The following is a 12,562-nucleotide window of genomic DNA, read 5'->3' as shown; positions in this document are numbered from 1 at the left end:
TCGTCACATATGGCCAGGGAATTCCAACGGGGCCACAAGGCCAAGATCAGTGATCTCACGGCGGGGACCGATCTGTACGTGGGTGTGCAGATCTCGGGGCCCGGGCTGACCTTCGACATCAGTTGCTTCGGCCTGGACGCGAACGAGCGGCTCTCCGACGACCGCTACTTCGTCTTCTTCAACCAGCCCAAGTCGCCGGAGGAGTCCATCCAGCTCCTGGGCGCGCAGTCCGGCGACACCGAGTCCTTCCGGGTCACCCTCGACCGCATCCCCGCGCACATCCACAAGCTGTCGTTCACGGCGACGATCGACGGTGCCGGGCAGATGTCGCAGGTCGGCCCCGGCTGGATCCGGATCGTCGCGGGCGGCGAGGAGGTCGCCCGCTACGCCTTTACCGGCGCCGAGTTCACCACCGAACGCGCGGTGATGCTGGGCGACTTCTATCTGAAGGACGTCTGGCGGTTCGCCGCCGTCGGCCAGGGCTTCGACGGCGGCCTGGAGGCGCTGCTGAAGAACTTCGGCGGCGAGGTCGCCGAGGAGCAGCCCGCCGCGCAGCAGCAGCCGCCGGCCGCCGCCCCCGGTTTCGCCCCGCCGCCGCAGTCCGCCGCGCCTCCGGCGTTCGGCGCGCCGGCCGCGCCCCAGGCACCCGCCCCCGCCCCGGCCCCGGCCCCGGCTCCCGCACCCGTGCACGCGGCCCCGACGATGGCCGCGCCCATGGCGCCCCCGGCACCCGCCCCCGCCCCGGCCCCGGCCGCCCCCGGGCCGTACGGACAGCCGCCGCAGCCCCCGCAGTTCGGCCAGGTCCCCGGTCAGGTGCCCGGGCAGATGCCCGGCCAGGTGCCGCCGCCGGGCGCCCCCGCCCCCTACGGCCAGCCGGCCCCCGGTCCGTACGGGCAGCAGCCGCAGCCCCCGCAGTTCGGCCAGGTCCCGCAGCAGCCGGGCCTGCCGCAGGGCGTCCCCCAGGGCGCGCCCGCCACCGGCGCCGGGCTCGCCGCCGCGCTCGCGCCGTACAAGGAGACGCCGACCGGCACCCGCTGGACCCCGCAGAACCAGCAGCTCATGCGGGTCGACCTGGCCATGGGCGGCGTGCCCGTCCTGGCCCGGCAGGGCTCCATGGTCATGTACCAGGGCAAGGTCGAATTCGCCCACAAGGGAGCCGGATTCACCGGCCGGATCGTCGGCAACGCCACCGGCCAGGAGATGGAGCTGATGCGCTGCACCGGCCGCGGCCAGGTCTTCCTCGCCGAGGGCGGCGCCCATCTGCACCCGATCGAGCTCCAGGGCGACGCCATCTGCGTCTCCGCCGAGAACGTGCTCGCCTTCGACGAGTCGCTGCAGTACGAGGTGCGGCGCATCGAGGGCCACGGCATCCCCGGCGGCGCCCTGTTCACCATGCAGTTCCAGGGCACCGGCACCGTCGTCGTGAAGACCCACGGCATCCCGGTCGTCCTGCCCGTCACGCCGACCACCTTCGCCGACTGCAACGCCGTCGTCGCCTGGTCGGCCGCCTCCCAGGTCATCCTCTCCAGCCAGGTCAGGCTGCGCCGCAACGCCTACCCGGGCCACAGCGGGGAGACCGTGAACCTCCAGTTCCGGGGCGCCCCCGGCAACTTCATCGTCGTCCAGCCCTACGAGGTCTGAGGGAGCCCGGAACCATGAACCAGCAACTCGCGGGCTACGCCCCGACCCCGATCACGGCCCGTATGGAGAACCACGGCCGCTCCATGCTGAAGGTCGCCATGGCCAGCGGCCAGGACCTGTACGCGCGTACCGGCTCGATGGTCGCCTACGAGGGCTTCATCACCTACGAGCCCAACCCGCCCGCCGTGCGCCAGGTCGCCCAGGCATGGGCCACCGGCGAAGGCGCGCCGGTCATGAAGTGCTCCGGCGACGGACTGCTCTACCTCGCCGACTACGGCGCCGACGTCGTCGTGATCAACCTCCAGAACGACTCGATCTCCGTCAACGGCACCAATGTGCTCGCCTTCGACGCCCACCTCCAGTGGGGCGTCGAGCGGGTCAAGGGCCTCGCCAAGTTCGCCGGCCAGGGCCTGTTCAACGTCGAGATCGCGGGCACCGGATGGGTCGCCCTCACCTCGCGCGGCACGCCGATCGTCGTCGACTGCGGCCGGGGCGAGGACGAGACGTACGTCGACCCGGACGCGCTCGTCGCCTGGTCGCCGAATCTGAAGGTCAAGGGCAAGCGCAGCTTCAAGGCCGGTTCGCTCATCGGGCGGGGCAGCGGCGAGGCGTATCAGATGGCCTTCTCGGGCCAGGGCATCGTCGTCGTACAGCCGAGCGAGGACAGCACCGACCGCCTGCGGGTCCGGGGCTGAGGGGGAGCGAGAACACACCATGCAGAGCCCGCTTTTCAACCACGCGGAACAGCAGAGCCAGGAGCGCTACGTCATCCAGAACCCGCAGCTCCTGCGGGTCACCCTGGGCGGCTCGGACGACATCCTGGCCCGCAAGGGCGCGATGGTCGCCTACCAGGGTCTCGTCGACTTCGACGGCGAGTACCAGACCCCGAGCCAGCGCCGGGCCCGCGCCCGCACCGGCGAGGGCCTCGACCTGATGCGCTGCTCCGGTCAGGGCACGGTCTACTTCGCCAACCTCGCCCAGTACATCCACGTCGTGGAGGTCGAGCAGGAGGGCCTGACCGTCGACAGCTCGTACGTCCTGGCGCTCGACTCGACGCTGCACACCGAGGTCATCGCCGTGGACAGCCAGTACGGCATCTCCGGCACCGGCAAGTACCAGCTCAACATCTCCGGCCGTGGCAAGGTCGCCCTGATGACCTCGGGCCAGCCGCTGATGATGCAGGTCACGCCCGAGAAGTACGTCAGCGTCGACGCGGACGCGATCGTCGCCTGGTCCACCGGGCTGCGGGTCCAGATGCAGGCCCAGACGGTCAACAGCAGCGTGATGCGCCGCCGCGGCAACACCGGCGAGGGCTGGGAGCTCAGCTTCCTCGGCCAGGGCTTCGCGCTGGTCCAGCCGAGCGAGGTCATGCCGCCGCAGAACGCCGCCCTCGGGCAGGGCGTCGCCGCCCAGTTCGGGGTCGGCCAGCACGGCTCGCGCTCCCAGAACCAGAACAACGCCTGGAACTGAGCAGCCGCAGGACACCTGAGTAAGGGGCGGCCTCCCAGGGAGGCCGCCCCTTATAAGAGGGGTGCTCAGCTCAGCCGGGCCAGCGTTCCCTCGAGGAGCCGGACCACCGAGGTGTCCGCCACGCCCGCCACCTCGTCGTAACCGAACCAGCGCAGGTCCAGCGACTCGTCGCTGATCTCCGCCGCGGCCCCGGCCGGCGCCAGCGCCGCGTACTGCACGTCCAGGTGCCAGTGGCACGGCGCCGGGATCGGATGCCGGTCGAGGCGCACGGGCCCGCCCGGCAGGAGCGTCAGACCCGTCGCGATCCCCGACTCCTCCCGGGCCTCGCGCAGGGCCGCCGCCTCCAGGGTCGGGTCGCCCGGCTCGCAGTGCCCGCCCATCTGGAGCCACATCCCCAGCTTCTTGTGCAGGGTCAGCAGCACCTGCCCCCGCGTGGGGTCGATCACCAGCGCGCTGCTGGTGAGGTGACCGGCCTCGCAGGGTTTGTACATGCCGTCCGGATGGGCGGCCAGGTGCTCCAGATAGACGTCACGGAGCTCCGGCTGGTCCTCGTACCCCTTCAGCACCAGGACTGCGTCGTCGTACAGGCTCACTTCTGGGTGTCGTCCTTGCCCTCGTCGCCCTCGCTGCCGTCGCCCCGGCCCTCGGAGCGGCCCTCGGCCGCCTCGCCGAGCATCTTGTCGAGCTCGGAGAAGTCCAGGTGCTCGCGGTGGACGAAGCCGTCCGGGTCGTCCAGATCCGTCGCCGTCGGCAGCATGTCCGGGTGCTCCCACAGGCCGTCCCGGCCGTCCACCCCGCGCGCGTCCGTGAGCGAGGCCCACAGCCGTGCGGCGTCCCGCAGGCGGCGCGGACGAAGCTGGAGACCGATCAGGGTCGCGAAGGTCTGCTCCGCGGGGCCGCCCGTCGCCCGCCGGCGGCGCAGCGTCTCGCGCAGCGCGTCCGCCGAGGTGAGCCGGGACTTCGCGGCCTCGTGCACCACCGCGTCCACCCAGCCCTCGACCAGCGCGAGCGCCGTCTCCAGACGGGCCAGCGCGGCCTTCTGCTCCGGCGTGTCCTCCGGCTGGAACATGCCCTGCTGGAGCGCCTCCTGCAACTGCTCGGGGTGGCTCGGGTCGAGCTGGCCCACCGCCTCCTCCAGCTTGGAGGTGTCGACCTTGATCCCTCGGGCATAGCCCTCGACCGCGCCGAACAGATGCGAGCGCAACCACGGCACATGCGCGAAAAGACGCTGGTGAGCGGCCTCGCGCAGGGCCAGATAGAGCCGGACCTCGTCGGACGGGACGCCCAGGTCCTTGCCGAAGGCGGCCACGTTCAGCGGGAGCAGCGCCGCCTTGCCGGCCGGGCCGAGCGGCAGGCCGACGTCCGTCGAGCCGACGACCTCACCCGCGAGCACGCCCACGGCCTGACCGATCTGCTGACCGAACATGGCGCCGCCCATGGAGCGCATCATGCCGATCAGCGGGCCCGCCATGGCCTGCATCTCCTCCGGCAGCACGTCGCCCATCGCCGCGCCGACCCGCTCGGCGACCGGGTCGACGAGCTGCTGCCAGGCCGGCAGCGTCGCCTCGACCCACTCGGCGCGGCTCCACGCCACGGCCGTGCCCGCGCCCGAGGGCAGCGAGGTGACCTGGTCGAGCCACAGGTCGGCGAGACGCACCGCCTCCTCGACCGCGGCCTTCTCGGCCGGGCCGACGCTCTCGTCCTTGGTGCCGTCGGCCGTGCCCTGCGCGACGACCTGGCGGGCGATCTGCTTGGCCATCTCCCAGTTGACCGGCCCGCCCTCGTAGCTGAGCATCTGGCCGAGCTGCTGGAAGGCGGCGCCCAGGTCCTGGGGGTTCATCGAGCCGAACATCGCGGCGAACGGATTGTCCGCGCCGCCCGGCCCGCCCATGCTCATGCCCATGCCCGGGAAGCCGAAGCCGAACGCACCGCCGCCCTGGCCACCGGGCCCCTGTCCACCGGACCCCTGGCCACCTCCGGCGGGGTCCTTCTTCTTGCCCTCGTCGCCGTTCTCCGGCTCCTCCGGCGGAAGGCCGAATCCGAATGGGGTGTCACTCACAGGTTTCCTCGGCTCGTCAGGCCGCCGGCTTCCTGCCGACGGCGGGCTCTCGGCTCGGCTCGCCTCCCCGACTCCACACCACCAGCGTAGACATCCGCACCGGATCCGGGCTCGGTGCTCCGCCGGGCCGTGGGCTGCGGCAGGATGGACGCCACCTGGTACGTACGCGTCATTCGGGTACGTACTGAAGACAACCGCTGGAGACGCCCGGTGAGTTCCCCAGATCCTCAGGTTCGCGCAGCGCGAAACCCCTCAACCCGGTCCGCCGCGCGCGGCCCCGTCGTCGCGGTCACCGGTGCCGCGTCCGGCGTCGGTGACCTGCTGACCCGGCGCCTCGCCGCGTCCGAGGAGGTCAGGCAGGTCGTCGCGATCGACGAGCGGCGCGGCGACGTGCCCGAGGCGCGATGGCACATCCTCGACGTGCGCGACCCCGCCATCGCCGAGAAGCTGCGCGGCGCGGACGTCGTCGTGCACCTCGCCGTCGACCTCGACCTGGAGACCGACCCCGCCGCCCGCACGGCCTACAACGTGCGCGGCACCCAGACCGTGCTCACCGCCGCCGCCGCGGCCGGGGTGCACCGGGTCGTCCTGTGCACCTCCGCCATGGTCTACGGCGCGCTGCCCGACAACGACATCCCGCTCTCCGAGGACGCCGAGCTGCGCGCCACCGCCGAGGCCACCGGCGTGGGCGACCTGCTGGAGATCGAGCGCCTCGCCCGCCGCGCGCCCCGCGCGCACCCCGGGCTCAACGTGACGGTGGTCCGGCCGGCCGTCCTGGTGGGCGGCACGGACACCGCGCTGACCCGCTACTTCGAGTCGCCCCGGCTGCTGGTCGTCGCCGGATCCCGCCCCACCTGGCAGTTCTGCCACGTCGACGACCTGGTCAGCGCCCTGGAGTACGCGGCCCTGGAGAAGGTCGACGGCGAGTTCGCGGTCGGCTGCGAGGGCTGGCTCGAACAGGAGGAGGTCGAGGAGCTGTCCGGCATCCGGCGCATGGAGCTGCCCTCCGCGGTGGCGCTCGGCGCGGCGGCCCGGCTGCACCGGATCGGCCTGACCCCCTCTCCGGCCGGCGACCTCGCCTACACGATGCACCCCTGGGTGGTCAGCGTCGGCCGGCTGCACGACGCCGGCTGGCGGCCCCGGTGGACCAACGAGGAGGTGCTCGCCGCGCTCCTGGAGGAGGTGGAGGGCCGGCACACCGTCGCGGGCCGCCGGCTCGGCCGCAAGGACGCGACGGCGGCGGGCGCGGCCGGTGCCACGGTGGCGCTGCTCGGCACGGCGGCCCTCGTCCGGCAGATGCGGAAGCGGCGCGGCCTGTAGGACCCTCCTACGGAGGGTCCGCTCTTGCCGGTCGAAAACGCCATTCCGCGTCGTCGGTGCCGTACGGCACGATGGAGTCATGGCAGACACGCATGACCACCCGGGCGAGCGGGCCGCGGACGACCCGATCAAGCTCCTCGCGATCCGTGACACCCCGCTCTCCGTCGACGAGGTCTTCCGCGCGGTCGGCGACGACGCCGCGGGCGGCACGACCCTGTTCGTGGGCACGGTGCGCAACCACGACGGCGGCGCCGACGTGGACGCCCTCGGCTACTCCTGCCACCCCACCGCCGAGGCGGAGATGCGCCGGGTCGCCGAGAAGGTCGTCGCGAACCACCCCGTGCGCGCCCTGGCCGCCGTCCACCGGGTGGGTGACCTCCATGTGGGTGACATCGCCGTGGTCGTCGCCGTCTCCTGCCCGCACCGCGGCGAGGCGTTCCAGGCGTGCCGCCAGTTGATCGACGACCTCAAGCACGAGGTCCCCATCTGGAAGCACCAGACGTTCTCGGACGGCACCGAGGAGTGGGTCGGCGCCTGCTGAGAGGCCCGCGCTGGGCGCGGTGAGTGACGACGCCACAGCAAGGCGCCACGCCGACGACCAGTAGTCGAACGGCCCGATTTGCGTAACCGCCCCCCAGGCGTGAGCGTTGATCCCGCGGATGAATAATCTGCTGATCGACTCACTGGTGACCACTGGGGATGGGAGGTCGGGATGGCTGCGCTCGCCTGGTTGCTGATTCCGCTTTTCGCCGTCGTCGGCGCGGCGATATGGGGAAGCTGGGCCCAGAGGGACAAGACGATAGGCGACGTCGCCGAGCTCGCCGGATACGCGCGATTCCGGGACGCCATGGAGCGGTCCCACGCGACTCCCACCCCCGCCCCCACGCGCAGCCCCGCCCACCACCCCGCGTCCGCCGCCTCCACCTCCCCCTCCGCCTCCGCTTCGGCGTTGTCCGACCGCGAGGCGTCCGCGGCGACGACCACCGGCTGATCCCCGTACGGAAGCCCCTTACAGAGGCCCCGTGCAGAAGCCCCGTACGGACCGCCCCAGGGGTGCGCTCACAGACCGGTCCCGTACTGTCGTTCCATGCCACGCCGCACTGCGACGATGCTCGCCTCCACCCTGGTCCTGATCACGCTGCTCTGTGTCGGCGTCCTCATCCCGGTGCCCTACGCGGAGATGAGCCCCGGCCCCACGGTGAACACCCTCGGTGAGGCGCGCGGAGAGCCGGTCCTGCAGATCTCGGGACGTCAGACGTACCCGACGTCCGGCCACCTCAACATGACGACCGTCCGGGTCACCAGCGCGGACTACAAGATGAACGCGGTCGAGGCCGTCTACGGCTGGCTGGCCCACGACAGCGTCGTGGTGCCGCACGACACGCTCTACCCGGACGGCAAGACCGAGGAGCAGTCGAGCCAGGAGAACGCCGAGGAGTTCTCCCAGTCGCAGGAGAGCGCCAAGGTCGCGGCCCTCCAGGAGCTCGGCATCCCGGTCACCACCCGGGTCGTCGTCGCCACCGTCGTCAAGGGCACCCCCGCCGAGGGGAAGCTGCACGCCGGCGACGTCATCCGCGCCGTGGACGGCGTGGCCGTCAAGGCGCCGGGCGACGTCGCCAAGCTCGTCACCAAGCACCGGCCCGGCCAGGACGTCACCTTCACCATCGTCCCGGCGAAGGAGGCCGCCGCAGCGGAGAAGGCCCACCGGGACGCCACCAGGACCGAGAAGGTGGTCCTCAGGACCGCCAGGTCCAAGGAGGGCGACCGGGCCATCGTCGGCATCCAGGCCGGCACCGACCACGTCTTCCCGTTCACCATCGACATCAAGCTCGCCGACGTCGGCGGCCCCAGCGCCGGTCTGATGTTCGCGCTCGGCATCCTCGACAAGCTCACCCCCGGCTCGCTCACCGACGGCCGCTTCGTCGCCGGCACCGGCACCATCGACGACAAGGGCAAGGTCGGCCCGATCGGCGGCATCGAGATGAAGCTGGTCGGCGCGCGCAAGGCGGGCGCCGAGTACTTCCTCACCCCGGCCGACAACTGCGCCGCGGCCGCCTCCGACACGCCCGCCGGCCTCACCCTGATCAAGGTGAACACGATCGACGACGCGACGAAGTCGCTGGAGAAGCTGCGCAAGGGCGACACGGCGTCCCTGCCCCGCTGTTCCACGAGCTGAGGCCGGGACGGGGCCGACCCGGCGCGGCCCGGCCCCCCGTCCGGGCCCCGGTCCGCTACGACGCGAAGGTCGCCGCCAGCGCGTCCGCCAGGCCCGGCACCAGGTCGGGCCCGGTCAGCACCTCGGTCGGCGAGTCCTTCTCGCGCAGCCGGATCGCGGCCTCCCGCGCCCCGTCCCGCAGCACCGCGACGGTCATCCGGACCTCCTGGCGCTCCGGGTGCCGGGCCACCCACGCGGCCAGTCCGGCCTCGTCGAGGTCCTTCGGCACGGACGCCTCGGCCGACGGCGGCAGCATCAGCCGCTCGACCGTGAGCGCGCAGCCGGCCACGGCGTCGGGCCAGGCGATGGTGCCGAGGAACTCGTCGAGGGGCTTGCCGGCCGGCAGCTCCTCCTGCTCGATCGGCGTGTAGGCGGTGGCGGCCTCCTCGCCGAGACCGAGCTGGGAGGCGAGCGAGGGCTCCTGGGCGCGCAGCCTGGCCGTGTCGACCAGGGCGAAGAGCCGGGCCGGCCGGTCCCAGCCGAGGCCGGCCGCGTAGGCGTCGATCTCGAGTACGGCACGGGTGAGGGGACTCGCGGCCATCGGGGGACCGGAGGGGGAAAGGTTGGACATGGGCAATATCCTGCCTCCTCCACCCCGGAACACGGGAACTAGGTAAAGCCTCAGTAAGTTGCATCAGTGGGCTCTACGATCGCGGAGCCTGCTTATCGACGCATTCGACGCATCAACCTCGAGGGGCGCACGTTGGCTTTCCAGATGCCGGACCGCGGAGGCGGCACAGGTCCTTCCGGGCCAAGGATCAGAGTCGGCCGCCCGTCCCGGCGCGCCCGTACGCTGCTGATGACGCTGGGCGTCCTGGCGGTCCTCGCCATGGCGTTCGTGATGTTCGCCGGGTTCTGGACGGACTGGCTCTGGTACCGCTCGGTGCGGTACCAGTCCGTCTTCACCACCACCCTGTGGACCAAGATCGGTCTCTTCCTCGTCTTCGGCCTGCTCATGGCCGTGGCCGTCGGTCTGAACATCTGGCTGGCGTACCGGCTGCGGCCGCCGCTGAGCGCGATGTCGATGGAGCAGCAGAGCCTCGACCGGTACCGGATGGGCATCGCGCCCTTCAAGAAGTGGGTGCTGCTCGCCGTCACGGCCCTGATCGGCCTGATCGCCGGCGCCTCCGCCTCCGGCCAGTGGCGGACCTGGCTGATGTGGGTGAACGGGGTCCCGTTCGGCGAGAAGGACCCGCAGTTCAAGCTGGACGTGGCGTTCTACGCCTTCGACCTGCCCTGGTACCGCTTCCTGCTGGCCTTCGGCTTCGCGGCCGCGGTCCTCTCCCTGATCGCCGCCGCGCTCACGCACTACCTGTACGGCGGTCTGCGGATCACCAGCCCGGGCGCCCGCGCGACCGCCGCGGCCACCGGGCACCTGTCGGTGCTGCTCGGCGTCTTCGTGTCGCTGAAGGCCGTGGCGTACTGGCTCGACCGTTACGGCCTGGCCGTGAAGTCCAGCGACTTCAAGGCGACCGGCAACTGGACCGGCCTGCGGTACGTGGACGCCAACGCCTATCTGCCGGCGAAGACGATCCTGTTCTGCATCGCCGTGATCTGCGCGGTGCTGTTCTTCGCGACGCTGTGGCGGCGCACCTGGCAGCTTCCGGTGATCGGCTTCGGCCTGATGGTGCTCTCGGCGATCCTGATCGGCGGCCTCTACCCGGCCATCGTGCAGAAGTTCCAGGTCCAGCCGAACGAGCAGGCCAAGGAAGCGCCGTACATCAAGAAGAACATCGACGCGACCCGCAAGGCGTACGCCATCGACTCCACCAAGCCGGAGGAGTACTCGGGCAAGTCGACGGTCAAGGACAAGGACCGGCTGCGGAGCGACGCCGACACGGCGGCCAGCTACCGGCTGATCGACCCGAACATCGTGTCGCCGACCTTCCAGCAGCTCGAGCAGAAGCGGAAGTACTACCAGTTCCCGCTGACCCTCGACGTGGACCGCTACCAGGGCAAGGACACCGTGGTCGGTCTGCGCGAGCTCAACATCCGCGGCATCCCGAAGCGGAACTGGATCAACGACCACTTCACCTACACCCACGGCTACGGCGCGATCATGGCCACGGGTACGCAGACGGACGCCAACGGCTCGCCGATCTTCACCGAGCAGGGGCTGCCGACCACGGGCGGACTCGGCCCGTACGAGCAGCGCATCTACTACGGCGAGAAGACCGACCAGTACTCGATCGTGGGCGGGCCCCAGAAGGAGCTCGACTACGAGGAGAACGGCGAGAAGACCACCAGCTACCAGGGCAAGAGCGGGGTCAACCTCTCCAACACCTTCAACCGGGCGGCGTACGCGGTCGCCTTCAGCGAGCCGCAGATCCTCTACTCGGGGGCCATCGGCGACGGCTCGCGGATCCTCTACAACCGCACCCCCAAGGAGCGGGTCGAGGCGGTCGCGCCCTGGCTGACCATCGACGGCGACGCCTACCCGGCGGTCGTCGACGGCCGCATCCAGTGGATCGTCGACGCGTACACCACCACCAACGGCTACCCGTACGCCTCGCGCACCACGCTGGGCGAGACCACGGCCGACGCGCTGACGGTCGGCAACCAGCAGCGCGCCGTCGTCGCCCAGCAGAACCAGGTCAACTACATCCGCAACTCGGTGAAGGCCACCGTCGACGCGTACGACGGCACGGTGAACCTCTACCAGTGGGACAAGCAGGACCCGGTCCTCAAGACGTGGATGAAGGCGTTCCCGGGCACGGTCAAGGCCCGTGAGCAGATCGACCCCGACCTCATGCAGCACCTGCGCTACCCGCAGGACATGTTCAAGGTCCAGCGCGAGCTGCTCACCCGCTACCACGTGCAGGACCCGGCGCAGTTCTACAGCGGCTCGGACGCCTGGCAGGTGCCGGACGACCCGACCAACAAGGACGGCAACGCGGTCCCGCCGTACTACCTGAGCATCAAGATGCCCGGGGACCAGGCGCAGAAGTTCTCGCTGACGACGACGTTCACGCCGAACGGGCGGCCCAACCTGGGCGGCTTCATGACGGTGGACGCCGATGCCACCAGCAAGGACTACGGCCGGATAAGGCTGCTGCGGGTCGGCGAGGACGTGCCGGGCCCCGAGCAGGTGCAGAACAAGCTCAACAGCCTGCCGTCGGTCGCCCAGTTCGTCCGTGACATGAAGGGCGCCGACTCCGACATCCAGTACGGCAACCTGCTCACGGTGCCGCTGGACGGCGGCTTCCTGTACGTCGAGCCGGTCTACGCCCAGGGCCGCAACGCGCACTACCCGCTGCTGAAGAAGGTCGCGGTGTCGTACGTGGACGCGGACCAGCCGGACGGGGACACGACCAAGGACACCACCGTGTTCGAGGACACCCTCACGGCGGCGCTGAACGCGGTCTTCGGGGTCGAGGGCACCGCCCCGCCGGCCACCCAGCCGCCGGGCACGAAGCCTCCGGCGCCGGTGACGAACGACGCCGCGCTGAAGCAGGCCATCGCGGACGCCCAGAAGGCGTACGACGACGGTGAGGCGGCGCTGCAGAAGGGCGACTGGGCGGCCTACGGCAAGTCCCAGGAGGCCCTGCAGGACGCCCTCCAGCGGGCGGCGGAGGCGGGAGCGAAGCTCCAGAGCGGCGCCGGCGGCGCCAAGCCCACGCCGAACGCGACCCCGAGCACGACTCCGAGCTCGACCCCGAGCACGGCTCCGAGCTCGACCCCGAGCCCGGGGAGCCGTTAAGCGGTAAAAGCCCTGCTCCGCGTCGTGATAGCGTGTGAACACACGACGCGGGGTGGAGCAGCTCGGTAGCTCGCTGGGCTCATAACCCAGAGGTCGCAGGTTCAAATCCTGTCCCCGCTACTGAAGACGAGGGCCCGGATCCATCAGGATCCGGGCC

General features: G+C 71.2%; 11 protein-coding genes and 1 tRNA gene. 9 read left to right on the top strand and 3 right to left on the bottom strand.

Translation table 11 applies throughout. The features are described from left to right. The first annotated feature begins 9 nt into the window (after positions 1 to 9). From ABZ135_RS33605 to ABZ135_RS33595, 3 genes are read left to right on the top strand one after another with little or no spacing between them, the layout of a single operon-like run. The gene (locus tag ABZ135_RS33605) at positions 10 to 1,641 is read left to right on the top strand and encodes a TerD family protein (protein WP_356701284.1); all 1,632 of its coding nucleotides are present in this window, start codon (positions 10 to 12) and stop codon (positions 1,639 to 1,641) included. 14 nt (positions 1,642 to 1,655) lie between these two features. Continuing rightward, entirely contained in the window at positions 1,656 to 2,336 is a 681-nt protein-coding gene (locus ABZ135_RS33600) for an AIM24 family protein (RefSeq protein WP_356701282.1), read from the top strand. 19 nt (positions 2,337 to 2,355) lie between these two features. Beyond that, positions 2,356 to 3,111, top strand: coding sequence for an AIM24 family protein (locus ABZ135_RS33595; protein WP_356701280.1), 756 nt, complete (start codon positions 2,356 to 2,358; stop codon positions 3,109 to 3,111). Between the two features lie 65 nt (positions 3,112 to 3,176). Here ABZ135_RS33595 and ABZ135_RS33590 read toward each other — a convergent pair whose 3' ends face one another. Beyond that, complete coding sequence (locus tag ABZ135_RS33590) at positions 3,177 to 3,704, bottom strand: NUDIX hydrolase (protein ID WP_356701279.1); 528 nt, start codon at positions 3,702 to 3,704, stop codon at positions 3,177 to 3,179. Then, positions 3,701 to 5,170, bottom strand: coding sequence for a zinc-dependent metalloprotease (locus ABZ135_RS33585; protein WP_356701277.1), 1,470 nt, complete (start codon positions 5,168 to 5,170; stop codon positions 3,701 to 3,703). The genes ABZ135_RS33590 and ABZ135_RS33585 overlap by 4 nt, the downstream gene beginning before the upstream one ends. Positions 5,171 to 5,380: 210 nt before the next feature. Between ABZ135_RS33585 and ABZ135_RS33580 the strand changes: the two genes are divergently transcribed. From ABZ135_RS33580 to ABZ135_RS33565, 4 genes are all read left to right on the top strand, one after another. After that, positions 5,381 to 6,490, top strand: a complete 1,110-nt coding sequence (locus tag ABZ135_RS33580) for an SDR family oxidoreductase (protein WP_356701275.1) — start codon at positions 5,381 to 5,383, stop codon at positions 6,488 to 6,490. Between the two features lie 79 nt (positions 6,491 to 6,569). Beyond that, positions 6,570 to 7,031, top strand: a complete 462-nt coding sequence (locus tag ABZ135_RS33575) for a molybdenum cofactor biosynthesis protein MoaE (RefSeq protein WP_356701273.1) — start codon at positions 6,570 to 6,572, stop codon at positions 7,029 to 7,031. Positions 7,032 to 7,202: 171 nt separating this feature from the next. Beyond that, positions 7,203 to 7,481 (top strand): hypothetical protein, encoded by a 279-nt coding sequence (locus tag ABZ135_RS33570; protein WP_356701328.1) that lies wholly within the window; start codon positions 7,203 to 7,205, stop codon positions 7,479 to 7,481. Positions 7,482 to 7,577: 96 nt separating this feature from the next. Beyond that, the gene (locus tag ABZ135_RS33565) at positions 7,578 to 8,666 is read left to right on the top strand and encodes a PDZ domain-containing protein (protein ID WP_356701271.1); all 1,089 of its coding nucleotides are present in this window, start codon (positions 7,578 to 7,580) and stop codon (positions 8,664 to 8,666) included. 55 nt (positions 8,667 to 8,721) lie between these two features. Here the strand turns inward: ABZ135_RS33565 and ABZ135_RS33560 are convergent, their stop codons facing one another. After that, on the bottom strand, positions 8,722 to 9,276 hold the full coding sequence (locus ABZ135_RS33560; protein WP_356701269.1) for a PPA1309 family protein: 555 nt from the start codon (positions 9,274 to 9,276) through the stop codon (positions 8,722 to 8,724). Positions 9,277 to 9,420: 144 nt separating this feature from the next. On the opposite strand from ABZ135_RS33560, the gene ABZ135_RS33555 reads away from it, so the two are divergent. Both ABZ135_RS33555 and ABZ135_RS33550 read left to right on the top strand, forming a co-directional pair. Beyond that, a complete protein-coding gene (locus tag ABZ135_RS33555) occupies positions 9,421 to 12,405 on the top strand; it encodes a UPF0182 family protein (protein WP_356701268.1) in 2,985 nt (994 codons plus the stop codon). A gap of 46 nt (positions 12,406 to 12,451) precedes the next feature. Further along, positions 12,452 to 12,525 (top strand) — tRNA-Met (locus ABZ135_RS33550). Positions 12,526 to 12,562 lie beyond the last annotated feature (37 nt).

Origin of the sequence: Streptomyces sp. NPDC006339, from assembly GCF_040612775.1 — a bacterium.
Taxonomy (GTDB): domain Bacteria; phylum Actinomycetota; class Actinomycetes; order Streptomycetales; family Streptomycetaceae; genus Streptomyces.
Note: the sequence above shows the minus strand (reverse complement) of the source record. Positions and strands in the feature narration are given on the sequence as shown.